The 23,737-nt window shown below is 75.8% G+C and carries 20 protein-coding genes, 1 tRNA gene and 1 pseudogene; 6 read left to right on the top strand and 16 right to left on the bottom strand.

Features of this window, described 5'->3' with window-relative positions; genetic code table 11:
- Positions 1 to 52: 52 nt before the first annotated feature.
- From ACSUPT_RS27455 to ACSUPT_RS27405, 11 genes are all read right to left on the bottom strand, one after another.
- Positions 53 to 247, bottom strand: a complete 195-nt coding sequence (locus ACSUPT_RS27455) for a hypothetical protein (protein WP_351964162.1) — start codon at positions 245 to 247, stop codon at positions 53 to 55.
- A gap of 163 nt (positions 248 to 410) precedes the next feature.
- A complete protein-coding gene (locus ACSUPT_RS27450) occupies positions 411 to 1,103 on the bottom strand; it encodes an ABC transporter ATP-binding protein (RefSeq protein ID WP_399218282.1) in 693 nt (230 codons plus the stop codon).
- Positions 1,096 to 2,160: an ABC transporter ATP-binding protein gene (locus ACSUPT_RS27445; protein WP_436945951.1), complete on the bottom strand. Its 1,065-nt coding sequence runs from the start codon at positions 2,158 to 2,160 to the stop codon at positions 1,096 to 1,098. Before ACSUPT_RS27445 ends, ACSUPT_RS27450 begins: the two co-directional genes overlap by 8 nt.
- Positions 2,157 to 3,161, bottom strand: a complete 1,005-nt coding sequence (locus ACSUPT_RS27440; protein WP_436945949.1) for an ABC transporter permease — start codon at positions 3,159 to 3,161, stop codon at positions 2,157 to 2,159. Before ACSUPT_RS27440 ends, ACSUPT_RS27445 begins: the two co-directional genes overlap by 4 nt.
- Positions 3,154 to 4,119 carry an ABC transporter permease gene (locus ACSUPT_RS27435; protein ID WP_399218545.1) on the bottom strand — a complete coding sequence of 322 codons (966 nt, stop codon included), beginning with the start codon at positions 4,117 to 4,119 and terminating at the stop codon, positions 3,154 to 3,156. Before ACSUPT_RS27435 ends, ACSUPT_RS27440 begins: the two co-directional genes overlap by 8 nt.
- Before the next feature lie 191 nt (positions 4,120 to 4,310).
- Entirely contained in the window at positions 4,311 to 5,930 is a 1,620-nt protein-coding gene (locus ACSUPT_RS27430; RefSeq protein WP_399218280.1) for an ABC transporter substrate-binding protein, read from the bottom strand.
- Positions 5,931 to 6,033: 103 nt separating this feature from the next.
- The gene (locus ACSUPT_RS27425) at positions 6,034 to 7,128 is read right to left on the bottom strand and encodes an acyl-CoA dehydrogenase family protein (protein WP_436945948.1); all 1,095 of its coding nucleotides are present in this window, start codon (positions 7,126 to 7,128) and stop codon (positions 6,034 to 6,036) included.
- Complete coding sequence (locus tag ACSUPT_RS27420; RefSeq protein ID WP_351964157.1) at positions 7,125 to 8,312, bottom strand: acyl-CoA dehydrogenase family protein; 1,188 nt, start codon at positions 8,310 to 8,312, stop codon at positions 7,125 to 7,127. Before ACSUPT_RS27420 ends, ACSUPT_RS27425 begins: the two co-directional genes overlap by 4 nt.
- Positions 8,309 to 9,325: an NADPH:quinone oxidoreductase family protein gene (locus ACSUPT_RS27415; protein ID WP_361663011.1), complete on the bottom strand. Its 1,017-nt coding sequence runs from the start codon at positions 9,323 to 9,325 to the stop codon at positions 8,309 to 8,311. The genes ACSUPT_RS27420 and ACSUPT_RS27415 overlap by 4 nt, the downstream gene beginning before the upstream one ends.
- Positions 9,326 to 9,517: 192 nt before the next feature.
- Entirely contained in the window at positions 9,518 to 10,285 is a 768-nt protein-coding gene (locus tag ACSUPT_RS27410; RefSeq protein ID WP_361663014.1) for a PIG-L deacetylase family protein, read from the bottom strand.
- A 57-nt stretch (positions 10,286 to 10,342) separates the two neighbouring features.
- Positions 10,343 to 11,644 (bottom strand): alpha/beta fold hydrolase, encoded by a 1,302-nt coding sequence (locus ACSUPT_RS27405; RefSeq protein ID WP_436945945.1) that lies wholly within the window; start codon positions 11,642 to 11,644, stop codon positions 10,343 to 10,345.
- Positions 11,645 to 11,944: 300 nt separating this feature from the next.
- Between ACSUPT_RS27405 and ACSUPT_RS27400 the strand changes: the two genes are divergently transcribed.
- Positions 11,945 to 12,394: a DUF4383 domain-containing protein gene (locus ACSUPT_RS27400; RefSeq protein WP_403503523.1), complete on the top strand. Its 450-nt coding sequence runs from the start codon at positions 11,945 to 11,947 to the stop codon at positions 12,392 to 12,394.
- A gap of 35 nt (positions 12,395 to 12,429) precedes the next feature.
- Here ACSUPT_RS27400 and ACSUPT_RS27395 read toward each other — a convergent pair whose 3' ends face one another.
- The 5 genes from ACSUPT_RS27395 to ACSUPT_RS27375 all read right to left on the bottom strand — a co-directional run bounded on the left by ACSUPT_RS27395 (position 12,430) and on the right by ACSUPT_RS27375 (position 18,258).
- The gene (locus ACSUPT_RS27395) at positions 12,430 to 13,764 is read right to left on the bottom strand and encodes a vWA domain-containing protein (protein WP_436945944.1); all 1,335 of its coding nucleotides are present in this window, start codon (positions 13,762 to 13,764) and stop codon (positions 12,430 to 12,432) included.
- A 13-nt stretch (positions 13,765 to 13,777) separates the two neighbouring features.
- Entirely contained in the window at positions 13,778 to 14,953 is a 1,176-nt protein-coding gene (locus ACSUPT_RS27390) for an AAA family ATPase (protein ID WP_403503517.1), read from the bottom strand.
- Complete coding sequence (locus ACSUPT_RS27385) at positions 14,950 to 16,827, bottom strand: ankyrin repeat domain-containing protein (protein ID WP_436945942.1); 1,878 nt, start codon at positions 16,825 to 16,827, stop codon at positions 14,950 to 14,952. Before ACSUPT_RS27385 ends, ACSUPT_RS27390 begins: the two co-directional genes overlap by 4 nt.
- Positions 16,824 to 18,122 (bottom strand): gala protein, encoded by a 1,299-nt coding sequence (locus ACSUPT_RS27380; RefSeq protein WP_436945941.1) that lies wholly within the window; start codon positions 18,120 to 18,122, stop codon positions 16,824 to 16,826. Before ACSUPT_RS27380 ends, ACSUPT_RS27385 begins: the two co-directional genes overlap by 4 nt.
- A gap of 63 nt (positions 18,123 to 18,185) precedes the next feature.
- Positions 18,186 to 18,258, bottom strand: a tRNA-Cys gene (locus ACSUPT_RS27375).
- An 82-nt stretch (positions 18,259 to 18,340) separates the two neighbouring features.
- Here ACSUPT_RS27375 and ACSUPT_RS27370 point away from each other — a divergent pair.
- From ACSUPT_RS27370 to ACSUPT_RS27350, 5 genes and pseudogenes are all read left to right on the top strand, one after another.
- Positions 18,341 to 19,500: pseudogene (locus ACSUPT_RS27370) on the top strand (CapA family protein).
- A 223-nt stretch (positions 19,501 to 19,723) separates the two neighbouring features.
- Positions 19,724 to 22,261, top strand: coding sequence for a nitrate- and nitrite sensing domain-containing protein (locus ACSUPT_RS27365; RefSeq protein WP_436945939.1), 2,538 nt, complete (start codon positions 19,724 to 19,726; stop codon positions 22,259 to 22,261).
- Complete coding sequence (locus ACSUPT_RS27360; protein WP_351964146.1) at positions 22,258 to 22,671, top strand: roadblock/LC7 domain-containing protein; 414 nt, start codon at positions 22,258 to 22,260, stop codon at positions 22,669 to 22,671. Before ACSUPT_RS27365 ends, ACSUPT_RS27360 begins: the two co-directional genes overlap by 4 nt.
- Positions 22,671 to 23,039, top strand: coding sequence for a DUF742 domain-containing protein (locus ACSUPT_RS27355; RefSeq protein ID WP_351964145.1), 369 nt, complete (start codon positions 22,671 to 22,673; stop codon positions 23,037 to 23,039). The genes ACSUPT_RS27360 and ACSUPT_RS27355 overlap by 1 nt, the downstream gene beginning before the upstream one ends.
- Positions 23,026 to 23,625 (top strand): GTP-binding protein, encoded by a 600-nt coding sequence (locus tag ACSUPT_RS27350; protein WP_403504586.1) that lies wholly within the window; start codon positions 23,026 to 23,028, stop codon positions 23,623 to 23,625. Before ACSUPT_RS27355 ends, ACSUPT_RS27350 begins: the two co-directional genes overlap by 14 nt.
- Positions 23,626 to 23,737: the final 112 nt, after the last annotated feature.

Raw genomic sequence — 23,737 nt, 5'->3', positions numbered from 1 at the left:
GGCTCCGGCGGGCGCCGGGCCCGCCGGTCGCTGAAGCCGGAGGCCGGTCGTCCTACGGGTGAACGCTGCTGACCACGTCGGCGGTGGCGGAGACCCCGTTGTAGATGGTGGGGGCGATGCTCGTACCGGCGAGGAAGAAGCCGAGCAGGCCGCAGACGATCGCGTGGGAGAGCTTCAGGCCGCCGCTGCGCAGGAAGACCACCGCCAGGATCAACAGAAGCAACACGACGGAGATGGTTACGGCCATGTGTCGTCCTCCTCGGCCCGGTGCCGCACGGGTCGTACGGCGTTCGGCGGCCAGTCTGACCCAGCGGCGGCGCCGGACGGCCGTACGGCATGTGGGCCGAACGGGTACGAATGGCCCGGCCGTTACGTCGGACGGGAGGTGCGTGGCGGGGAGGGCGGTGGGGTCAGCTGCCTTTCATCGGGGCTGTGGCGAATGCCGGGGCGCGGGTGAGGGACGCCCAGTGGACCGTGCGGTCGCACCAGCGGTCCAGGAGGACTTGGTCGTGGCTCACGGCGAGGAGCCCGGCGCCGTGTTCGTCCCGGTACTCCTCGACGGCGGCGACGAGGGCGGCGGTGGTGGAGGCGTCGAGCATGGCGGTCATCTCGTCGCACACGAGCCAGCGCGGGCGCAGCACCAGGGCGCGGGCCAGGCAGGCGCGCTGGAGCTGGCCGTCGCTGACCTCGTGGGGGCGGCGGGACAGCAGGTCGTCGGTGAGGCCGACGCGGTGGGCGAGTTCGGCGGTGCGCGCGGGTCCTTCGGCGCGGCGGCCGGTGGCGCGCAGGGGCTCGGCGATCAGGTCGCGCAGGGTCAGCCGGGGGTCGGCGGAGAGGCGGGGCTGCTGGAAGACGACGCCGATGGCGGTGCGCAGTTCGCGCGGTGCGCGGTGGCGCCAGCCGCGTACCGTCCGGCCGTCGACGGTGACGTCTCCCCCGTCGGGGCGGTGCAGGAGGGCGGCGACGCGGGCCAGGGTGGATTTGCCGCAGCCGCTCGGGCCGAGCAGGCCGACCGCCTCGCCGGGGGCGACGGTCAGCGAGACGTCCCGGAAGACGGGGGTGTGGCGGTCGTATCCGGCGGTGAGTGAGGTGAGTTCAAGCACGGGCGGTCTCCTCGACGGCGGTGGCCGTCCCCGCGGGGGCGGGGTGCCCGGGGGCGGCGATGGGGCTCGCGTCGGAGGCGGGCGAGGGAGCGGGCGTGACGGGTACCGGGTGGTGGCAGGCGGTGCCGCCGGTGAGGGGTGGAAGGGTGCGGCAGATGTCGGTGCGGCGGGTACAGCGGGGGGCGAAGGCGCAGCCGTCGGGCAGGGCGCCCAGTTCCGGGGGCATGCCGGGGATGGGGGTGAAGTCCCGTTCGGGCAGGGCGGCGAGGAGGCCGCGTGCGTACGGGTGGCGGGGCCCCTCCGCGCCGAAGAAGCGGTCGGCCGCGGCGACTTCCACGATGCGGCCCGCGTACATGACCGCCACGCGGTCCGCGATGCGTTCCGCAGCCGCCAGGTCGTGGGTGATCAGCAGCAGGGCCCGGCCCTCGTCGGCGTGGCGGCGCAGTTCGTCGACGGTCCGCTCCACCAGGTCCCGGTCCAGGCCGGTCGTGGGCTCGTCCGCGAGGAGCAGCGGCGCGTCGCCGACGAGGGCGAGGGCGGTCGCGGCTCGCTGTGCCTGGCCGCCGGACAGCTGGTGCGGGTGGTGGTCGAGGAGCCCGGCGGGGAACGAGGCGCGTTCCGCGGCCGCTTCGGCCGCCGCGCGCAGCGCCGCACGCCGGGTGCCGGTCAGCTCGCGCAGGGTTTCCTCGAGGTGTGCGCGGACGGTGCGGACGGGCGTCAGGTGGGCGGCCGGGGACTGCGGTACGAGGCCGACGCGCCGTCCTCGGACGGTGCGGGCGAGGGTGCGTTCACCGGCGGTCAGCAGGTCGACGGCGGGGGTGCCCGGCGTGTCGTCGGGGGCGGTGAGCAGCGCCGTGCCGGCCGTCTGGGCGTTGCCGGGGAGCAGGCCGAGGAGGGCGGAGGCGAGGACGGACTTGCCGCAGCCGCTCTCGCCGACGAGGGCCAGGCACTCCCCCGCGGCGAGGTCGAAGCTCACGCCGGTGACGGCCGCGATGTGGCGGCCGCCGCGCATCCGGAAGCGGACGGACAGGTCCCTGACGGTCAGCACCGGGGTCACAGCATCAGCTCCGATCGGCGGCGGGGGTTGAGGCGTTCCCGCCAGGCCCCGGCGAGTCCGGCGATGGCGAGGGTGGGGATGATCAGGAACAGTCCGGGGAACAGGGTGGGCCACCAGTCGCCCGCGAGCAGCGAACCGCGTGCCGTCTGCACCAGGTTGCCGAGGCTGGCCTGGTGGGCGGGGAGGCCGAGGCCGAGGAACGACAGGGCGGACTCGTGCCACATGGCGTGCGGCACCATCAGCACCGCCGCGAGGCCCGCCTGCGGCAGGACGGCCGGCAGCAGATGGCGGACGGTGACGCGCCAGCGGGAGGCGCCGCCGGAGATCGCGGCGTCGATGTACGGGCGGGAGCGCAGCGACAGCACTTCGGAGCGGACGATCCGGGCGGTGGACAGCCAGTGGGTGACGGCGACGGAGGCGATGACGGGCCATACGCCGGGCCGGAACATGGCGACGACGAAGATGCCGAGCAGCAGGTGGGGAACGGACGCGAACGTGTCGACGGCCCGCATGACCAGCCGGTCCGCCCAGCCGCCGAGCGCGGCGGAGAGGGCGCCGACGGCCGTGCCGACGACGGTCGCGACGAGCGCGGCGACCAGTCCGACGAGGAGTGAGACGCGGAGCCCGTACACGCAGCGCAGCAGGAGGTCGCGGCCCATGTCGTCGGTGCCGAACGGGTGCGCGAGGGAGGGCGGCTGGAGCTTGAGTGACAGGTCGACGGCCTGCTGGTCGAGCTGGGCCAGTGGCGGGACGAGGAGCACGGCGAGGACGACGGCGCCGGTGATGGCGGCGGACGCGGTGACGCGGACGGTCCGAGTGGAGCGGCGCGTGCGGCCGTGCGACCGCCAGGCGGTGGCGGCGGGCGCGCCGGGCGGTGCGGGTTCCTCGCCGGGCGGGGCCGCCGAGGGGGTCTCGGCGGGCGTGGTCGGCAGCTCGGGCCCGTCGGGCGAGGCGGGCACGGGGGCCGTGCCGGGTGTGGTGGTGGGGGTGCGGTCAGCCATGGAAGCCCACCCTCGGGTCGGCGAGGGCGTACAGGAGGTCGGAGAGGAGGTTGCCGAGGAGGACCGCGGCGGTGGCGAGGACGGTGAGCGCGGCCAGCAGGGGGAAGTCCACGGACATGGCGGCCTGGACCGTCGCGGCGGCGATGCCGGGCCAGCTGAAGACGGTCTCCACCAGCAGGGCGCCGGTGATGAGTTCCGGGACGCGGGAGCCGATCAGGGTGAGCACCGGCAGGAGACCGGAGCGCAGGGCGTGGCCGAGGAGGACCGTCCGCTCGCTCAGCCCGCGGGCGCGGGCGCCGCGCACCGGGTCCTCCTCCAGCGCGTCGGCCACGCCCTGCCTGACGTACAGCAGGAACCAGGGCAGCTGGGAGAAGCCGAGGACCAGGGCGGGCAGGACCAGGTGGGAGGCGACCTGGCCGAAGGTGACCGTGTCGCTGGCCGTGTCGGTGAGCCCGCCGGCGGGCAGGACGCCGAGCTTCAGGGCGAAGACCCAGATCGCGAGGAGCCCGAGCCAGAACGCCGGGGCCGCCTCCAGGGTGTACGCGACGGACGTGACGGTCCGGTCCAGCATGCCGCCCTGGCGGCGGGCCGCCAGGACGCCCAGGACCGTGCCGGCCAGGACGGCGACGGCGAACGCGGCGGCGGCCAGCAGCACCGACCAGCCGATGCGTTCGGCGATGACGTCGGCGACGGGCTGCCGCATGACGCTGGAGTCACCGAGGTCACCGGTGAGGGCGGACGTCAGCCAGCCCCACCAGCGGGGCACCAGCGGCTGGTCGGCGCCGAGGTTGGCGCGGAGCTGGTCGAGGTTCTCCTGGGAGGCGGTGAGGCCGGCGGTGCCGGCGTACGCCTTGACCGGGTCGAACGGGGACGCGGCGGCGACGGCGAACACGCCGAACGTGACGAGCAGGAGGACGGGGACGGCGGCGACGGCCCGCCGCCCCGCCATCCGGGCCATCGGCCCCCACGGGAACCGCCCGCGGGCGGCCGGGGTGCCGGAGCCGTCCGCCACGGCCCCGGCGCTTGAGCCGTCCGCGACGACCGGGACGGCCGGGGTGCCGGTGTCGCCGGGGACGGCCGGGACGCCGGTGTCGCCTGAGGCATCGGGGACGCCCGGCGCTCCGGGGGCGCCGGGGGTGCTGCGGTGGGTCACTTCGCGGCGCCCTTGGGGGTCCAGTCCTCGACGTTCCACCACGGGCCCGCGGCGAGGCCGTGGTCGTGCGGCTCGACCTGGGTGGACAGGCCGTCCCAGCGGTCGCTGACGACGTACAGGTGGTCGATGTGGGTGAGGAAGGTGTAGCCGGGGTTCTTGACCAGTTCGCGCTGGACGGTGTCGTAGGCGGCCTTGCGGGCGGCCTTGTCGTCGGTCTTCCGGCCGTCCTCGAGGGCCTTGTCGACGGCCGGGTTGGTGTACCAGGCCATGTTGTTGAAGCCGTCGCCGGCGAGGGTGGACTTGAGAAGGAGGTACTGGTCGAAGTCGGGGTCGCCGGGCGAGCCGCCGCCGGCCAGGACGGCGTCGTGCTTCATCCGCGGCTCGATGACCTCCCAGGTGCCGGCCTGGGTGGTGATCTCGATGCCGGCCTTCTTGGCGTCGGAGGCGTAGGCGAGGGCGTGGTCCTGGCGGAGCTTGTCGCCGGAGACGTACCAGAGGGGGAAGGAGGCGCGGACGCCGTTCTTCACACGGACGCCGTCGGGGCCGGGCTTCCAGCCGGCGTCGTCGAGGATCTTCTTCGCGGCGGCGAGGTCGTGGCGCCGTTCGGTGCCCTTGGCGAACCATTCGCTGCCGGTGGGGACGGGGCCGTAGGCGGGCTTCCCGGCGCCTTCCAGGATCTTGTCGACCATGGCCTGGCGGTCCACGGCCAGGTCGAGGGCGCGGCGGACGGCGATGTCGCCGGTGACCTTGTTGTGGGTGGGCAGGGTGACGGTGCGGTAGTCGTAGGTGGTCGCCGCGTACGTCTTCCTGCCGGGGTCGTTCTTGAAGCCCTTGGCGAGGTTCGGCGGGAGGATCGCGCCGTCGAGGTCGCCGGAGCGCAGGCGGGTGGCGCGGACGTCGTCGTCCTTCACGATCGCCATCGTCAGCTTCTTGACCTTCGGTTCGCCGCCCCAGTAGCGGGGGTTGGCCTTGAAGGTGAGCTTCTCGCCCTTGGACCAGCCGGTGAGGACGTACGGGCCGGTGCCGATGGGCTTGGTGGTGAAGGGGCCGGAGTTGACGTCCTGGCGGGCGGCGACGTGCTGCGGCGCGATGGCGAGGACGGTGCGCTGGGCGAACGCCGCGTACGGGTACTTGAGGGTGAAGACGACCGTGTCGTCGCCGACGGCCTTCACGTCCTTGAGGGCGTCCAGCTCCGTCTTCGACGGGTTGTTGGTCCGCTTGTCGAGGATGGTGCGGTACGTGAAGACGACGTCCTTCGCGCCGAAGGGCCGGCCGTCGCTGAAGGTGACGCCCTTGCGGAGCTTGTACGTGTACGTGAGCCCGTCGGCGCTCACCGTCGGCAGGGCGGCGGCGAGGGCGGGCTTGAGCCGCATGTCGGCGTCGAACGCGAGCAGGCCGTCGAAGACCTTGGAGTTGCCGTCCTTGCCGTAGCCGAGGAGGGGGCTGAGCGTGTCGGGCTCGTAGGCGATGCCGACGACGACGCTGTCGCGTGCGGCGGAGCCGCCGCTGGAGCCGGAGCCGTCCGGGTTCGAGCAGGCCGCCGCGGTGAGCGCCAGAGCGGTGGCCAGCGCCGCGGCGGCCGTGCCGCGTATCGGTCGGACGGTTCGGGCGGTCATGCGCCACACCCCTTATGTAAGATCAACTGTTGTTGCGAACTCTTCGCAATTAAACAGCATGTACAGGGGCGTGTCGTCAAGGGACCCTTACGGGAGCGGCTCCTTACGGGGTGGGGGCGGGAAGGTCCGCGAGGGCGGCGACGGTGTCCTTGTGGTGACCGGGCGCGCCGAAGGCCAGTTGGTCGCACTTGGCGCGCTTGAGGTAGAGGTGCGCCGGGTGCTCCCAGGTCATGCCGATGCCGCCGTGCAGCTGCACGCACTCCTCCGCCGCGTGGACGGCGACGCGGGAGCAGTACGCCTGGGCGACCGCCACCGCCAGGGGCGCGTCCGGGCTGTCGGTGGCGAGGGCGTCGGCGGCGTTGCGGGCGGCGGCGCGGGCCCCGGCGACCTCCAGCCACAGTTCGGCCATGCGGTGCTTGAGGGCCTGGAAGGAGCCGACGGGGCGGTTGAACTGGTGGCGGGTGCGGGTGTGCCGTACGGCCTCCTCCAGGCACCATTCGGCGAGCCCGAGCTGTTCGGAGGCGAGCAGGCCCGCCCCCGAGAGCAGCCCGGACCGGAGGGCAGCGCGGGAGGTGCCGGCGTCCGCCAGCCGGGTGCCGGGCGCGGTGGCCGCGACGGTGACGGCCGCCAGGGGGCGGGTCAGGTCGAGCGGAGTCTGGGGGCGGATGTCCGCGTCGGCGGCTTCCACCGCGTGGAGGCCGTCCGGGCGCGGCACCAGGAGCACATCGGCGAGTACGGCGTCCGCGACGGCGAGGATCGCGCCCGCGGGGCCGGCCGGGTCGGCGGACGTGGCGTCGGTGGCGGTGGCGGTGAGGGGGACGGCCAGGACGGCGGTGCGGCGGCCCGAGGCGAGGTCGGCGAGCAGCCCGGCGGCCTCGCCGGACGGGCCGAGGGCGAGCAGGGTGCGCGTGGCGACGACGGAGCTGGTGAGGTACGGCAGCGGGGTGACCGCGCGGCCCAGCTCCTCCAGCACGACGGCGGCCTCGCGGTGGCTCGCGCCCTGGCCGCCGAGCTTCTCGGGGACGAGGAGGCCGGCGGCGCCGATGTCCCCGGCGAGGGCGCGCCACAGCTCCGCGTCGTGCGGGCCCCGGCCCTCCAGGCGGCCGGGCAGCGTGGCGGGGGCGGCGCGGTCGGCGAGCAGGGCGCGTACGGCCGCCCGCAGGTCCGACTCGGTCTCGGAGTACAGCAGGTCGGTCATCGGGCGAGGTCCTTCCACGGCACGTCCTTGTCGTCGCGCGGCTCCGGGGGCAGTCCGAGGACGCGTTCGGCGACGATGTTCAGCAGCACTTCGCTGGTGCCGCCCTCGATGGAGTTGCCCTTCGAGCGCAGGTAGCGGTAGCCGGCGTCGCGGCCGGTGAAGTCGACCAGCTCGGGGCGGCGCATGGTCCAGTCGTCGTACAGCAGGCCCTCGTCGGCGAGGAGTTCCACCTCCAGCCCGCTGATCTGCTGGTTGAGGCGGGCGAAGGCGAGTTTCATGGCGCTGCCCTCGGGGCCGGGGCGTCCCGCGGCGAGCTGCTGGCGCAGGCGCTCTCCGGTGAGCCGGGCGACCTCGGCGTCCACCCACAGGTCCAGGAGGCGCCGGTGCAGATCGTGGGTGCGCAGCTCGGGGCGGGTGCGCCAGGTGTGCGCGGCGCGCCCGATCATGCCGCCTTCGCGGGGGATGCGGGCGCCGCCGATGGCGACGCGCTCGTTCATGAGGGTGGTGCGGGCGACCGCCCAGCCGTCGCCGACCTCTCCGAGGCGGTGGCTGTCTGGGATGCGTACACCGGTGAGGAACACCTCGTTGAACTCGGCCTCGCCGGTGATCTGGCGCAGCGGCCTGACCTCCACGCCGGGGTCGGTCATGTCGCACAGGAAGTAGGTGATGCCGCGGTGCTTGGGCGCGTCGGGGTCGGTGCGGGCGATGAGGATGGCCCAGCGGGCGAGGTGGGCGCTGGACGTCCAGACCTTCTGGCCGTCGACCAGCCAGGTCCCGTCGTCGCCGCGTACGGCGCGGGTGGCGAGGGCGGCGAGGTCGGAGCCGGCTCCCGGTTCGCTGAACAGCTGGCACCACACCTCCTCGCCGGTCCACAGCGGGCGAAGGAAGCGGCGCTTCTGCTCCTCCGTGCCGTAGGCGAGGATCGTCGGCGCGGCCATGCCGAGGCCGATGCCGATGCGGCGGGGGTCGTTGTCGGGGGCGCCCGCGGCGGAGAGCTCGGCGTCGACGACGGCTTGGAGGGCGGGGTCGGCGCCCAGGCCGCCCAGCCCCTCGGGGTAGTGGACCCAGGCGAGGCCCGCGTCGAACCGGGCGTTCAGGAAGGCCGCGCGGTCGGTGGTGGCGGGCGGGTGGGCGGCGAGGAGGGCGCGTACCCGGTCGCGGAGGTCCGCCTCGGTGACGGTCATCGTGCGGCCCCTTCCCGGCCGCGGCCGGCGGCGTCCCCGGCGGCCGGGGCGGAGTCGGCGGCGGGCAGGACGACGAGGCGGCCCGTGGTCGTGCCGTCGGCGACGCGCTGGACGGCGGACGCGGCGTCGGCGAGGGCGACGCGTTCGCTGACGAGCGGCTTGATCAGGCCCTTCGCGGCGTATTCGGTGAGCGTGGCGTGGCACTCGCGGACGGCGGCCGGGTCCTTCTGCTGGTACAGGCCCCAGTGGAGGCCGAGGATCGCGTAGTTCTTGACCAGGGCGTGGTTGAGGGCGGGCGCGGGGATGTCGCCGCTGGCGAAGCCGACGACGACGATACGGCCCTCGAACGCCACGCACTTGGCGGACGCGGCGTACGCGGGGCCGCCGACCGGGTCGTAGACGACGTCGGCGCCCCGGCCGCCGGTCGCTTCCTTGACGGCGGCGACGATGTCGTCGGTACGCCGGTCGATGACCGTGTCGCAGCCCAGCGCGCGGGCCGCGGCCGCCTTGTCGGCGCCGCCGACGACGCCGATGACGCGGGCGCCGGCCGCCTTGCCGAGCTGTACGGCCGCACTGCCGACGCCTCCGGACGCGGCGTGGACGAGGAGGGTCTCGCCCTCGCGCAGGGCGGCGCGGCGGTGCAGGGCGAACCAGCCGGTCTGGTAGCCGATGTGCAGGGCCGCGGCCTCGGCGTCGTCCAGGGTCTCCGGGGCGGGGAACACGGCGGCCTCGTCCGCTATCGCGTATTCGGCGAGCCCGCCGTGCGGGAGCGCCGGGGTGGCGATGACGCGGCGGCCGTCCTCCGTGTCGGCGCAGATCTCCACACCCGGGGTGAACGGCAGCGGGGGCCGGACCTGGTACTGGCCGCGGCACAGGAGGGCGTCGGGGAAGTTGACGTTCGCCGCCCTCACCTTGAGCAGCAGCTGTCCGGGGCCGGGGACGGGCCGCTCGGCCTCCTCCAGCCGCATCACCTCGCCGGGCTCGCCGTTCTGGTGTACGCGCCATGCCTGCATCGGGGCCTCCACAGAGAGTCGGGCAGTACCGCAACGGCTCGCATACTAAGCGGTCGCTTGCCCGCTGGGAACAGTACGGCCCGCGAATCCCCCGCCCCGGAGGCCGCGCCCGCCCCCGGAGAGCGCACCCGCCGCCCCGCCCGGCGGGCGCCGCCCGGGGCGGGACACGGGCACGGCGGCCACCGGGGCGGGTCAGCGCGGGAACAGTTCGAAGGTGACCGCGGGCACGCCGCCGAACCGGTCGGCTGCCGCCTCCGCGCCGCCGGTGAGGAAGGTGCGGCAGTACGCCTCGGGCTCCTCGTCCGTCAGCGCCTCGATGTAGGTACGGTGTTCGAGGAGGGAGCGGACGGCGCGCTCCAGGCCCGGCCGGGCGTCCACGGCGTGGGTGGGGCGGGACGAACCGGCGACGGCGACCCAGCGCACCCCGTCCCACGGTTCGAGGCCCTGCTCGGTCAGCTCCGGGAAGATCCACCGGTTGCCGGCGTCGGACGCCGCGTCGAGGGTGGCGCGGCCCACGGCGACGTGGTCGGGGGTGTTCCAGGCGACGCCGCCCCAGGTGTCGCGGTGGTTGAGGGTGATGACCAGCTCGGGGCGGTGGCGGCGGATCGCGGCGGCGATGTCCCTGCGCAGGGCGGTGCCGTACTCGATGACGCCGTCCTTGTGGTCCAGGAACTCCACCGTCTCGACGCCGACGACCGCCGCGCCGGCCCGCTGCTCCCGCTCGCGCAGCGGCCCGCACACGGCGGGCGCGAGGGTGTCGATGCCGGCCTCGCCGCGCGTGGCCAGCACGTACACGACCTCGCGCCCGGCGTCGGTCCACCCGGCGATTGCCGCCGAGCAGCCGTACTCCAGGTCGTCGGGGTGTGCGACGACGGCGAGCGCCCTGTGCCAGTCCTCGGGCATCGGGCGCAGCGGCGGGGGCCCCTGACGGTCCGTCGGCTCGTTGTCCTGATCGCTCATGGGCGCAGGATACGGGCGCGGCGCCCCCGCCGGTGTGCTCACCGGGCGTACCGGTTGTCAGGCTTCGCCGCGGGCGAGGGACAGCAGGCGGTCCAGGACGCGGGTGCCGCTCGCGCGGACGCCGTCGTGCTCGTACTCGTCCGTCACCCAGGTCCGCAGCCCGCGGATGGCGCGGGCGGTCTCCAGGGAGTGGGCGGCGTCGACGTACATGTCGTCGTGGTAGACGGCCGCCGCGACGGGGACGGTGTTGGCGGCCAGGCGCTCCGGGGCGTACAGGGCGGGCCAGTCGGCGCGGGCGGCGAGGAGTTCGGCGGTCTCCCTCAGGGGGCGCAGGGCCGGGTCGACGTCGAAGTGCCAGGGGTGGATGGTCTCGCCGGTGAACAGGACCGGGTCGTCGCCCGAGAGCGCCGCCGCCGCGTCGAACTCGGGGAACTCCCCGCGTACGCGCTCGGCGGCCCAGGCCGTCGGGCCCTGCCCCTGGGCGTAGATGGCCTCGTGGAGGACGGCGTACAGCGGCCGGGACGCGAAGGAGAGGTGGGACTGCACGGCCTCCAGGAACGCGTCGGACAGCGCCGGGCCGGACGCGGTGGGTACGAACGCGTCCTCCAGCAGGTAGTGCAGCTGGTGGCTGCCGTCGCCGCCGCCGAGGAGGATGCCGAGGGACTGGAACGCCTCGACCGTCAGCCGGTAGCCGCCGGGCAGCACCACGGGGTGCGCGGCCAGGTGCTCGGCGATGCGGCGGGCCCGGTCGACGTCCTGTGGGTAGCGGTCGTAGTGGGCTTCGTTCTTGCGGCGGATGCGGGGGTAGGCGGCGCGGTACACCTCGTCGGCCGTCGCGTGGAGGGACGGCAGGCCGCCCGTGATGACGACCGTGTCGAGGCCGTGGGGGGCGGTGGACAGGTAGTGGGTGGCGCAGAAGCCGCCGAAGCTCTGCCCGAGGACGGTCCAGGGCGCGTCGCCGGTGAGGCGGCGGCGGATGAACTCGCAGTCGCGGACGATGGAGTCGGCGCGGAAGTGGGCCAGGTAGCGGGCCTGCTCCGCGGGCCCGCCGCGCAGGGCCAGCGTTTGCCGGTCGGCCCGCGTGGAGCGTCCGGTGCCGCGCTGGTCGAGGAGGAGGACGCGGTGGTCCTGGACGGCGCGCGCGAGCCACGCCTGCTTGCCGAAGAACCGGCGGGCGGCGCTGCCGGGGCCGCCCTCCAGGTACACCAGCCACGGCAGCCGGTCGGTGTCGGGCGGTCCGGCGGCGGTGACCTCGCGTCCGTAGACCTCGATCTTCTCACCGGAGGGGTCGTCGTGGTCGAGGGGGACGGTGAAGTGGTGGTCGGTGAGGACGACGCCGGGCTGGCGGTACGTGGGCACTGCTCCTCCTGTCGGGCTTCCTGCGGTGTGTCGGGATTCTCGCGGGGCGGAGCCTTCGGGCTGCCTGCGGGGCCCGGGCTCCCGGCCGGCTCTTCCGGTCGGCCGCCCGCGCTCAGTGGATCACAGCGCCCGGGGAGGGCCGGGGGCGGGTCGGGAGGTGCGAGTACGATCCGACGGGGTCCCGGCGCGGGTCCGCCGGGTCGCGGCCGGCCGGTGAGCGGGGGCCCGGCGGGGGTACCCGTCGGCGGGCCGCGAGGTGTGGAGCGGCCCGTTCCGGTCGTCTGGTGGAAGGGCATGGCCATGAGCAGCGCATCCCGCGGGACGTCGGTGTCCGGTTCCCCCGTGCGGCGTGCGGCGCTGCTCGTCGGGGTGGTGTTCCTGCTGTTCGGCGCGCTGGGGTTCGTCCCGGGGGTCACGAGCGGCTACGACTCGCTGGCGTTCGCGTCGCACGAGTCGGACGCGAAGCTGTTCGGGCTGTTCCAGGTGTCGGTCCTCCACAACATCGTGCATCTGCTGTTCGGCGTGGCCGGGGCGGTCTCGGCCCGGACGGCCGTCAACGCCCGCGCGTACCTCGTCGTCGGCGGGCTGATCTATCTGGCGCTCTCCGTGTACGGCGTGATCATCGACCTGGACAGCGCGGCCAACTTCGTCCCGGTCAACACCGCGGACAACTGGCTGCACTTCGGACTCGGCATCGGCATGGTGGCGCTGGGACTGGGGCTGCCGCGGCCGGCGGACGCCGGCGCCTGACGGAGCGCCGGGCGGGCTACGGAGCGCCGGGCGGGCTACGGACCGCCCGTGAGGGGGACGCGGACCGCCTCCACCCAGGCGGGCGGCTGGGGGGCGCCGGCACCGATCAGGGCGGCGACGATCCTGCAGCCGGACGGCTCGCGGTCGGGCCACGGCGTCAGCCCGTCGGTGAGGACGACCACGATGCCGGGGCGCTCGGGCCGGGCGAGCGCCGCCTCGATGCCGACACGCAGGTCGGTGCCCCCGCCGCCGCCCAGCCGGACCTCGTCGGCGCAGGCCACCCGCGTCACGGCCTGCACGGCGGCGTCGCAGGCGAGGACCGTGACCCGGTTGCCGCGCACCCCCACCTCGCGCAGCACCCCGGTGACCTCCGCCATCTCGGCGGCCAGTTCGGCGTCGCCCATCGAGCCGGAGGTGTCCACGACGACGGCCACCCGCGGCAGCGGGCGCCGCAGGCTCGGCAGGACGACGCCGCGCAGCGCCGCGGAGCGGCGGGAGGGACGCCGGTACGTGTAGTCGACGGCGCCGCCCGCCCACGCGGCGGCCTCGCGCACCGCGCCGGCGAGCGCCCTGCGCCAGTCCACGGCCGGCTCCAGCACCCGCTCCGCCCAGCGCTGCCAGCCGCCCGGCAGCGTGCCGCGGCCGCGCAGGTGGGCGCGCATGGCCTCGGCGGTGGTCCGGCGCAGCGCCTGCGCCTCGGCGCCGCCGATCCGGGCGGGTCCCTCCGGGCCGGTGAGGTCCCAGGGCGAGGGCTGCCCGTGCGAGCCCGACCCGCAGTCGTGGCCGCGCACATCCGGGGGCAGCGCCGTGACGTACTCCTCGAACATCCGGCCCTCGGGCAGGCCGTACAGGCGGGGCTCGACGCGTCCGGCGGGGAGGGGAAGGCCGTCGGCGATCAGGTCGTCGTTGATCTCGCAGTCCTGGGCGACGTTCACCCGGTACCGGTCGTGCTTGTCGGCTGCGGGGAGCCGGTCGGCGCGGCCGTGGTGGTCGCGCAGCAGGTGGGCCACCTCGTGCAGCCAGACGGCGGCCAGCTCGGCGACCGGGGTGGCGGCGACGAACGCGGGCGACACGTACGCCCGCCAGTGCCGGTCCACGCCCATGGTGGGCACCCGGTGGCTCTCGACGACGGTCAGCGCGTAGAGGGCGGACGCCAGATACGGGCGGTCGGTGGCCGCGCGGTAGCGCGCGGCCAGCAGCTTCGTCCGGTCCAGGGCCGGGGCGGCGGCCGGTCCGGAAGCGGGGTGCGGGTCCGCCGATCCCGGAGCGGGGTGCGGTGTGTCGGGGCCGGGGTGCGGGTCCGCCGATGCGGGGGCGGGGTGCGGCGTGGCGGGGCCGGGCTGAGGGGCGGCGGGCTGCTGGGCGGCCATGCGGGGCCCCGTCTCAGCCCGGCAGGGCGCCGGAGCGCTGGAGCAGGTCCACGAACGCGTCGATGCCCGGCGGTACGGGCCAGTCGGGGGCGCGCATCGCGGCCAGGTCGGTGGCGGCGCGGGCGGCGACGTCCGGCACGCCCGCCTCGACGGCCTTGGCGAGGACCGCCCAGCCGGCCTCCCAGCGCTCGCGTGTGAGGTCGCTCTGGATGGCGGAGACCACGGCGATGAGGAACGCGAGCTGGCGGTCGCCCCGCTCGGGCAGGCTCACCGCGCCGGGGTCGGCGAGCACCCGCTCGGGGTCGGGCAGGTCCAGGTGCTCCAGGTACGACAGCAGCTCGATGCCCGCGCCTTCGCCGACCGCGCCGGTCAGCGCGGCGGCCAGGGCCTCCCGGCCGGCGCCGGTCGCGTACCCGGCGGCGAGGAGCCGCAGCGCCATCTCCCAGGTGCGCGGCGACGGCCAGGCCCGGCCGCGGCTCTCGGCGTCGTCCGGCAGGTGGTGGACGAGGCCGGGGCGGGCGGTCAGGAAGCCGGACACCGCGCCGCGGGCCCGCGCCACCGCGCCCGGCACCTTCGCGGGGTCCACGGTGCCGACGTGGAACTCCGGCCATGTGCCGGCCATGCCGCGGGCGACCGTGCGCGGGTCGTGCGTCCAGCGCAGGTGCACGAACCGGTTGGCGAGCGGCGGGCTGAGGTGCCAGCCGTCGGCCGCGCTGGACGGCGGGTTCGCGGCGGCGACGATCCGCACGGATTCGGGCAGGGCGAGGCTGCCGACCCGGCGCTCCAGGACGACGCGCAGCAGCGCGGCCTGCACGGCGGGCGGCGCGGACGACAACTCGTCGAAGAACAGCAGGCCGTGACCGGTGCGGGCGAGGCGGACCGCCCAGTCGGGCGGGGCCATCGGCACACCGGTGGTGGCCGGGTCGTCGCCGATGACGGGCAGGCCCGCGAAGTCGGACGGCTCGTGGACGCTGGCGACGACCGTCTCCAGCGGCAGGCCGAGCCCGGCGGCGAGCTGCGCCAGCCCGGCGGACTTGCCGATGCCGGGCTCGCCCCACAGGAGGACCGGCTGGTTGGCGGTGACCGCGAGCGCCAGCGCCTCCAGGCGGGGGTTGGCGGCGGGTTCGGTGCGGGTGGCGCCGATACGGGCGTTGAGCGCGTCGGCGGCGGCGAGCGGGGTGGTGGTCACGCCTCGTCCTTCACGTCGTCGCCGCCGGACCCGCCGGGCAGGTGGGACCCACGGGACGGGTGGGACCCTCCGGACGGGTGGGGCCCGTCGAACGGGCCGGTTTCCGCGAACGGGCCGGTTCGGCCCGACGGGCCGGTCTCGTCGTCCTGGGGCTCCGCGTCGACCCCGCCGTACTCCTCCCACCAGGCCGAGCCCAGGCCCGGGTGGTCCCGTTGGACGCGCTCGCGCAGGAACCGCAGGTCCCGGCGGCCGTAGATGCGCACGAGGTGGGCGAGCGAGCGCTGCTGGTGGTCCAGCACGTCCACGCGGGCCCCGGCGGCGAGCAGCGCGTCGACCAGGGCCCGGCTGCCCCGGTCGTTGACGGCCGTGAACAGCGGCGTGCGGCCGAGCGCGTCGCGGGCCTCCAGGTTCACGCCCGCCGCCAGGAGCCGGGGCAGCAGTTCCTCGTGGTCCATCAGGTTGAGGACGTGCAGCAGCGTGCGGCCGTCGGCGTGGCGGACGTGCGGGTCGAGCCCCGCGTCCAGCAGGGCGGTCACACCGGGGGTGTCGCCGTGCTGGGCGCGCAGGAACAGCTCCTTGCGCAGCGCGTCCAGCGCCCTGGGGAGCCTGAAGCCCCGGGAGGTCCACGCCCGCTGGACGGCGAAGCAGCCGGTGACGGCGCCGCCGAAGGCGCTCAGCGCCCGCTCGCGCCGCTGCTCGTCCTCGGTGTGGGGCATCCGCAGGGCGCCGTCGCGGAAGGAGACCTCGTGCCACTCGCCGCGGCAGCGCACCCGGACCGGCGGCGGCGGGCAGGGGCCGGGCGGGCCGTACGCCGGTTCGGGCCGGGACTCCCCGGCGTCGAGGGCGGGGAACAGGGAGCGGGTGACGAGCGGGTGCAGTTCACGGGGTGCCACTCCCCCGCCGCGCAGCAGGTCCAGGTCGGGCAGGCGCCGCCAGTGCGCCTCCGCCAGCTCGGGCACGCCGTCCACGTCCTCGCGGACGGCCTCGCTGATGCGGACCTCCGCGTCGGCTCCGGGCCCGGACGGCTCGAAGAGGAGGACGGTCTGCCAGCCGAGGGGGATCAGGAAGCGCTCGCCGCGTCCGTGCGCGGCGAGGCGCCGCACCTCGGCCGCGACCCGCGCGACGTCCATGTGGCGGGAGCCCAGCAGCGCGCGGGGACTGGTGGGCGCGGGACGGTAGCGGGTGCGCGGCGGTGTCGGGTCGTAGTCGATGCCCGCGGCGGTGAAGGCGCCCTCGTAGTCGCCGGCGTGGAAGGCGAGGTCGATCCACTCGCTGCGCCCGGCGGGGTCGCCGGGGCCGGGGTCGGCGGCGGGCAGTTCGCGGGCGGTGCGCAGGGTGCCGTCGGGGTGGCAGAAGGGGGCGCGGTCGGGGCCGCCGCCGACGCGCTCGCGCAGGTCGTCCGCGTGCCGGGCGTCCCACAGGTGGCGGGCGGTCGTCCAGTCGTGGGTGAGGGCGGGGCGGCGCGGCAGGGGGCCGCGGGGCGCGCCGAAGCGCAGGGTGAGGCGCTGGGGGCCGGACCTCATGCGCGGGGTGGTGACGTACAGGCACGGGCCGGGTGTTCCGTACGCGGCGATGACGACGTCGATGCCGGTGGCGAGGGTGGTCCGGCCTCCCAGGACGCGGGGCAGGTGCCAGCGCAGCAGGTCGGGCGCGAGGTGGCGCAGGTCGTCGAGGAGCGCGGCGGCGGTGCCGGCGCCGTGGCGGCGGGCGACGGCCGCCGGGTCGAAGGCGACGTCGACGTGCGCGGTGGCGCAGGCCGCGGCCCAGTCCCCGGCGAGACGGTGCGCGGTGGCCCGTTCGATCATCCAGCGGGGCACCGCGTGGCGGCGGGCCCGGCGCCAGGAGGAGGCCTCGTCGGGTGGCGGGAGGGTCACCGGTGGACACTTCCTATCGCGCGCAGGTCGGGGTGTGCGGGCCGTGCGGGGCGCACGCGCCGGCGGAAGTCGCGCTTGACGCGGCGGGGCAGGCCGGGGCCGAGGCCGACGTACTCCAGGGCGGAGTCGTCGGGGACGGCGGCGAGGAGGGTTTTCGCGCCGCGCCCGGTGAGCCCGGTGTGGCGCAGTTCGAGGGTGCGCAGGGGGCTGCCGGGCAGGGCGCGGGCGAGGGCGGCGGCGCCTTCGTCGCCGGTGTGGTTGGGGGGCGCGCCGAGGCTGCGCTCCGACCGGGGGCGGCCCAGGTCGAGGGCTTCGACGCCGTGGAGGGCGGCGGCCAGCGCGCGGGCGCCTCCGGGTCCGATGCCGTTGCCGCCGAGGCCGAGGTGGAGGGGCCGGGCCGGTTCGGCGGACGCGGCGGCGGCGAGTACGGCGGCGCCCTCGTCGCGGAGGTGGTTGGCCGGGAGGTACAGCTCGGTCACCCCGGCGTCGCGGGCGAGGGCGGCGAGGAGCGGCGCGGCGTCGGCGGTGAGGCCGTTGCCGCCGAGGAAGAGGCGCTCCAGGGGGCGTTCGCGGGCGGTGAGCGCGTCGAGGAGCGCGCGCAGGCCGGCCGTGGTGAGGCCGGTGTTGACGAGGTCCAGGGTGCGCAGGGCGGTGTTGCGGCGCAGGGCGTCGGCGAGGGCGCGTACGCCGTCGTCGCCGACCGGGTTGCGCTTGAGCCACAGGGCGCGGACGGTGTCGTCGTCCGCGAGGCGGGCGGCGAGGGCGGCGGCGCCCGCGGGGCCGACGCGGTTGCAGCCGAGGTAGAGGGTGCGCAGGCCGTGGCCGGGGCCCAGGGCCTCGGCGACCGTGCGGGCGCCGTCGTCGCCGATGCCGTTGGTGCCGAGCAGCAGGTGCGCGGCGTGCGGGGAGGCGGCGGCCGCGGGCAGGACGCGGGCCGCGCCGTCGGGGCCGAGGCCCTGCTTGCACAGGTCGATACGGCCGTCGGCGCGCAGGGTGCCCAGCGGGTACGTCTCGTCGGCGGCCACCGGGTCGGCGGCCGCGAGGCGGGCGAGCAGCGGGCCGAGTGCGGCGGGGTCGGCGAGCGGCGGGGCCGGGTGCTCGATCGCCGGGCAGCGCACGGGGACCGGGGCCTCGGGGGCGTCGCGGCCCGCCCGGCGGGAAGGAGCCGGGGGCTCGGGGGCGCGGCCCTCACGGCGACAGGTGACCGGGGCCTGGGGGGCGCGGCCCTCACCGGTGAACGGAACCGGGGCCCGGGGGGCGCGGCCGTCGCGGGGGGAAGGGGTCGGCTCCGTCATCACCACTCCACCGGTTTTCCGCGCCGGTGCCCGGCGTTCGACGTCTCCACGATGAGAAGGCGGCAAGACCGGTCGGATTCGAACCGACGTCCTCCAGCTTGCTGCGTGGGCGCGACGACCTCTGCGCTACAGCCTTGCCGCGCGTGATCATAGCGACGCCCCGTACAGACGGTCGATCGCGGGGTGGCCGGTCCTTCGCACGGGGCTACGGTGGAGGGATGAGCGGGGAGTCGGCGGTGACCCTGTTCCTCTGCGGCGATGTGATGCCGGGGCGCGGAGTCGACCAGATCCTGCCCCGTCCCGGCGATCCGGCGCTGTGGGAGGAGTACGTCGCGGACGCCCGCGCGTACGTGGCCCTCGCGGAGGCCGTGAACGGTCCCGTGCCCCGCCCCGCCGACCCGTCCTGGCCGTGGGGCGAGGCGCTGCCGCTGCTCGACGCGGCGGCGCCGCACGTGCGGGTGGTGAACCTGGAGACGAGCGTCACCCGGCGCGGCGCCCCGTGGCCGGACAAGGCGGTGCACTACCGGATGTCCCCGGAGAACCTGCCGTCGCTGGCGGCCGCCCGGCCCGATGTGTGCGTGCTGGCCAACAACCACGTCCTGGACTTCGGCCGGGAAGGGCTGCTGGACACGCTCGACGCGCTGCACGCGGCCGGCTTGCGGACGGCGGGCGCCGGGCGGGACGCCCGGAGGCGCGCCGTCCGGCCGCGGTTCCCGTGCCGGGCGCGGCGGGCGGGCGGCGGGTGCTGGTGTTCGCGTGCGGGATGCCGTCGAGCGGCGTACCGGAGGAGTGGGCGGCCGCTCCGGGCCGGGCGGGGGTGGACGTGGTGCCCGCCGCGACCGGGGAGGCCGCCCGTGAGGTCGTGCGGCGGGTGCGGGAGGTACGGCGGCCGGGCGACCTCGTGGTGGTGTCCGTGCACTGGGGGTCGAACTGGGGGTACGGGGTGCCGGACGGTCACCGGCGGTTCGCGCACGCGCTGGTGGACGGCGGGGTGGACGTGGTGCACGGCCACTCCTCGCACCACCCGCGCCCCCTGGAGGTGTACCGGGGCAGGCCGGTGCTGTACGGCTGCGGGGACCTGGTGGACGACTACGAGGGGATCGGCGGGTACGAGGAGTTCCGCGGCGAGCTGCGCCTGCTGTACCTGGCGGCGCTGGACGCGGACACGGGCGCGCTGCTCGGGCTGCGGATGGCGCCCCTGCGGGCGCGGCGGCTGCGCCTGGAGCACGCGTCGGCGGCCGAGCGCGACTGGTTGCGGGGGACGCTGGACCGGGTGAGCCGCGGCTTCGGGGTGCGGGTGGAGGCCGAGGGCCCGGAGCGGGGCGGGATGCTCCGGGCGGTGCTCCCCGGCCCGGCGACCGGAGGTCCGCACGACTGAGGCGTACGCCTGATACGCCCTCAATCGTCCGCATAGCGCTGCGGAACGCTCGCGGAATAGCACGTTCCGATCATCATGACAACCTGACCCGAACCGGATCTGGCTGGTTATGATCGGCACCCCCACGCGTCACCGGAGCCGGACCGGCGGTCCCCCCGGCCCTTCCCCAGGGCTGCGCCGATACCGGTCGCCGCCCTGTCCCCGCTCCCGCTCCCGAGGGCCGATGTCTGCCATGGAACCCGAGGGCACGCGAGGCCCGTCGACCCGCCGTCGGCGGCGCACCGTGCGCCTGCGCACCCTGCTCGTCATGCTCGCCGTCGTCCCGACCCTCGCCATGGGCGCCCAGGTCGTCGTCACCGCCGACCGGCTGCTCGAGCAGTCGGAGCACCTGCGCTCCGACGTGGACACCGGCGAGCGGATCGGCCTGCCGCTCTACACGCTGATGACCGGCCTCCAGGCGGAGCGCAGCGCCACCGCGGCGCACTGGAGCGACCCCGGCCTGCCCGAGTCGGAGCTGACGGCCCGGCGGGCGGCCACGGACCGGGCGGCCGCCGCGTTCCGCCGGGCCGCCGCACTCGGGGGCGCGGGCTCCCAGGAGGCGGACCGGCGGCTCCTGGAGATCCGGGAGGGCCTCGACGCGCTCCCCGGCCAGCGCGAGCGGATGGACTCCCGCACCGGCTACCCCGACACCACCGTCGCCTACTTCAACGGGCTGATCAGCCAGGTCATCCGGTTCTACCAGGACGCGTTCAGCCACACCGAGGACGGCGAGCTGACGCAGGAGAGCCAGGTGGTGGTCTCCCTCTTCTCGGCGGCGGAGATGCTGGCCCAGCAGGACACCGCGATCGCGCTGGCCGGCCCGTCGCGGGAGCTGTCCGCGTCCCGGTTCGCGGAGCTGCTCAACCTGGTGGGCGCGCACCGGTACCTGTACGACCAGTCCATCGCGCCGTACCTGCCGCCCGAGGACGCGGAGCGGTACGCGCGGCTGGTCGGGTCGGGCGCCTGGCAGGCCAAGACCCGCATCGAGAACCACATCCTGTCCGACCACAAGGACCTGCCCTCCGGGGTGCGGCTGCCCCGCGAGGTGACCGGCTGGTCCACCACCCACGCCTCCTGGCGCGCCGAGCTCGAAGCGCTCAACGCCGCGCGGACGAAGGGCCTCCTCGCGCACGGCGACGCGAAGGCGTCCGCCCTGGAGACCGAGGTGACCTGGCTGATCGCGCTCAGCTCGGCCGGGCTGCTCGCCGTCGTCGGGGTCGTCGCGGCCACCACCCGCTCCGTGCTGCGCAGGCTGCGGCTGCTGCACGACCGGACGGTGCGGGTCGCCGACACGGTCCTGCCGGACGTGGTGGCCCGGCTCCGCGACGGCCGCCCGGTCGACGAGGAGGCGCTGCCGTCGGTACGCAGCGACCGGGACGAGGTCGGGCAGATCAGCGACGCGTTCGCGCGGGTCGTCGCCGTCTCGGTGGACGGGCACCGCGAACTGGCGGCGGAACGCCACGGCTTCGGCAGCTTCGCGGCGGGCATCGCCTCCCGCACCGGCAACCTGGTGAGCCGTCAGCTCAGCCTCACCGAGGAGCTCCAGGACACCTTCGGTGCCGACGAGGCGCTGCTGGCACAGCTGATGAAGGCGGACCAGCTCACCGTCGGCATGCGCCGCCAGATCGAGAACCTGCTCATCCTCGCGGGCGGCGAGGTGCCCGACCCGCACACCGAGCCGATGCGCGTCGCCGACCTGCTGCTCGAGGCGGCCGCCGAGGTGGAGGAGTTCCGCCGGATCGACCGCCAGGCGCTGGACGAGATCAGCGTGGAGCCCCGTGTCATCAGCCAGGTCAGCCATCTCCTGGCCGAGCTGCTGGACAACGCCACCCGCTTCTCGCCGCCCCGGTCGCGGGTGGTCGTCCGCGCCGAGCTCGTCGCGGACGGGCTGTCCGTGGAGATCGAGGACCGGGGCCCGCGCGTCAGCCCCGAGCGGTACGCGGAGATGAACGCCCGCCTCCACTCGGCGCCGCCGTACGCGGTCCTCGCGGAGGAGGCGCACCGCCTCGGCCTCTTCGTGGTGGGCCACCTCGCCGACCAGCTGGGCGCCACCGTGACGCTGCGCCGCTCGGTGTTCGGGGGCACGTCGGCCGTGGTGGTCATCCCCGGGCGGCTGCTCGTCCCGACCGCGGACGGTGCCGTACGCAAGCCCGCCCCCGCCCCGGCACCGGTACCCCTCCCGGCGCGCCGGGCCCCGGCGGCCGTCCCGGCCCCGGCACACGACACGGCGCGGGCGGGGGCGCCGGACCCGGCACACGACGCGGCGCGGATCGGGGCACCCGGCAAGGCCGCCGGCCGGGCACGGCACACCGCGGCGGACCCGGCCGGGGACAGGGCGGCCGGCCCGGTGCCGCAGCGGGCGGAGCACGGCGCGGCCGGCGACGAGGTGGTACGCGGCGACGCGGCCGTCAGGCCGGAGCTGGTCCTCCACCCGGGCGCCGCCCTGCCCGTGCGGACGGCCCGCCCGAGGGCGAAGGCACCGAGCGCCGGCACGGCGCCCGGCGGCACCCGCCCGCCGCTGCCCGAACGCGTCCCGCAGACCCACATGGCCGAGGAGCTGCGCAACCCGCGCGCCGGGGCGGACGGCGCGGGCGCGCGAAACGGCGGCACCAGCGCACACGACCGTGCCGAGGCGACCCCCGAAGAGGTGGCGGACGCCTGGGCGGACTACGAGGACGGGACCCGGAAAGTGGAAGCGGAACTCCGACAGGATCAGCCATGACAACGACGAACGACATGATCTACAGCGTTCTGGACAACAACCTCAGCAGGATCGCCGGCATCGAGGGCGCCGTGCTGCTGTCCAACGACGGCATCAAGCTCAGCGCCTACCTGCTGGACCGTCCGCAGGCGGAACGCGTCGCCGCGGCCGCCTCGGGCATCGCGTCCACCATGAAGGCGATCTCGCGAGAGATCGACGGCGGCCGGGTGATCCGGCAGCTCGTCGAGATGGACGACCGGTACCTCTGCATCGTCGGCTGCGGGGAGGGCAGCACCCTCATCGTGGTCACGTCCCGCAAGGCGCGCCTCGGCGAGCTGGGCGGCGAGGCCGTACGGACGGCGCAGGCGCTCGGCGAGTGGCTGGCCACGCCGGAGCGCGCGCAGGCGCCCTCGTCGCCGACCGGCGCGTAATGGCCGACGCGCCGCAGCGTCCGGGCCGCCGGCCGCGGCTGTACGCCCTCACCGAGGGCCGTACGGCCGCGCCGCGGACCGTCCTCACCATGGACACCACCATCACGGCGGCGGTCGCGCCCGGCGACGAAGCCCACGACGGGCTGCCCACCCAGTGGCAGCGGGTCCTGGCGCTGTGCCCGCCCCCGGAGGGGCGGGCCGTCGCCGAGATCGCCGCGCGGATGGGCATGCGGCTGACCCCGATGACGCTCCTGCTCGGTGAGCTCGCGGACCGCGGGCTCGTCCGTCACCGGCCGCCGCTGGAGGGGGCCGAGACCACCAACGTCCACCTGCTCATGAGAATCAGGGACAACCTTGCCCGGATATGACCCCGCAGCGGCCCGCCAGGAGCCGGCCCCCGTCAAGATCCTCGTCGCCGGCGGCTTCGGGGTCGGCAAGACCACCCTGGTGGAGACGGTCTCGGAGATCGAGCCGCTGCGCACCGAGGAGCGGCTGACCGCCGCCGGGGTCGGCGTCGACGACCTGGACGGCATCGAGGCGAAGACGTCGACGACCGTGGCGATGGACTTCGGCCGGATCACCCTCACCGACGCGGGGGTGGTCCTCTACCTGTTCGGCACACCGGGGCAGGAGCGCTTCTGGTTCATGTGGGACGACTTGCTGCAGGGCGCGCTGGGCGCGGTCGTCCTGGTGGACACCCGGCGGCTGGACCGCAGCTTCCCGGCGGTGGACTTCTTCGAGAACCGCGGCCTGCCCTTCGTGGTCGCGGCGAACTGCTTCTACGGGGAGCAGCCCTACACCGCCGACGAGATCCGGGCGGCGCTGCGGCTGAGCGACCCGCAGACGCCGGTGCTGATGGTGGACGCGCGGGTCCGCGCCGAGGTGCGCGGGGTGCTGCTGTCGCTCCTCGACACGGTCATCGCCAAGGCCCGCGCGGCCACCGCCGCCTCCTGATCCGGGTCCTGGCGGGGCGGGGGCGGGCGCGGAAACCGGTCGGGGAGAATGGGAGCCCGTACGGGGCCGCCGCCGGCCCCGCGCCCGCCCGCAGCTTCCCGAACCGCCCGAC

The organism is Streptomyces sp. SudanB25_2051 (genome assembly GCF_964272635.1).
Taxonomy (GTDB): domain Bacteria; phylum Actinomycetota; class Actinomycetes; order Streptomycetales; family Streptomycetaceae; genus Streptomyces.
This window is presented reverse-complemented; position numbering and strand designations above follow the sequence as displayed.

Coding starts and splice junctions, on each gene's coding strand:
- ACSUPT_RS27365 (WP_436945939.1), top strand. CDS start 19,724: ATGTCTGCCATGGAACCCGAGGGCACGCGAGGCCCGTCGACCCGCCGT.
- ACSUPT_RS27415 (WP_361663011.1), bottom strand. CDS start 9,325: ATGCAGGCATGGCGCGTACACCAGAACGGCGAGCCCGGCGAGGTGATG.
- ACSUPT_RS27455 (WP_351964162.1), bottom strand. CDS start 247: ATGGCCGTAACCATCTCCGTCGTGTTGCTTCTGTTGATCCTGGCGGTG.
- ACSUPT_RS27425 (WP_436945948.1), bottom strand. CDS start 7,128: ATGACCGACCTGCTGTACTCCGAGACCGAGTCGGACCTGCGGGCGGCC.
- ACSUPT_RS27395 (WP_436945944.1), bottom strand. CDS start 13,764: ATGGCCGCCCAGCAGCCCGCCGCCCCTCAGCCCGGCCCCGCCACGCCG.
- ACSUPT_RS27355 (WP_351964145.1), top strand. CDS start 22,671: ATGGCCGACGCGCCGCAGCGTCCGGGCCGCCGGCCGCGGCTGTACGCC.
- ACSUPT_RS27400 (WP_403503523.1), top strand. CDS start 11,945: ATGAGCAGCGCATCCCGCGGGACGTCGGTGTCCGGTTCCCCCGTGCGG.
- ACSUPT_RS27380 (WP_436945941.1), bottom strand. CDS start 18,122: ATGACGGAGCCGACCCCTTCCCCCCGCGACGGCCGCGCCCCCCGGGCC.
- ACSUPT_RS27360 (WP_351964146.1), top strand. CDS start 22,258: ATGACAACGACGAACGACATGATCTACAGCGTTCTGGACAACAACCTC.
- ACSUPT_RS27435 (WP_399218545.1), bottom strand. CDS start 4,119: ATGGCCCGGATGGCGGGGCGGCGGGCCGTCGCCGCCGTCCCCGTCCTC.
- ACSUPT_RS27440 (WP_436945949.1), bottom strand. CDS start 3,161: ATGGCTGACCGCACCCCCACCACCACACCCGGCACGGCCCCCGTGCCC.
- ACSUPT_RS27430 (WP_399218280.1), bottom strand. CDS start 5,930: ATGACCGCCCGAACCGTCCGACCGATACGCGGCACGGCCGCCGCGGCG.
- ACSUPT_RS27410 (WP_361663014.1), bottom strand. CDS start 10,285: ATGAGCGATCAGGACAACGAGCCGACGGACCGTCAGGGGCCCCCGCCG.
- ACSUPT_RS27420 (WP_351964157.1), bottom strand. CDS start 8,312: ATGACCGTCACCGAGGCGGACCTCCGCGACCGGGTACGCGCCCTCCTC.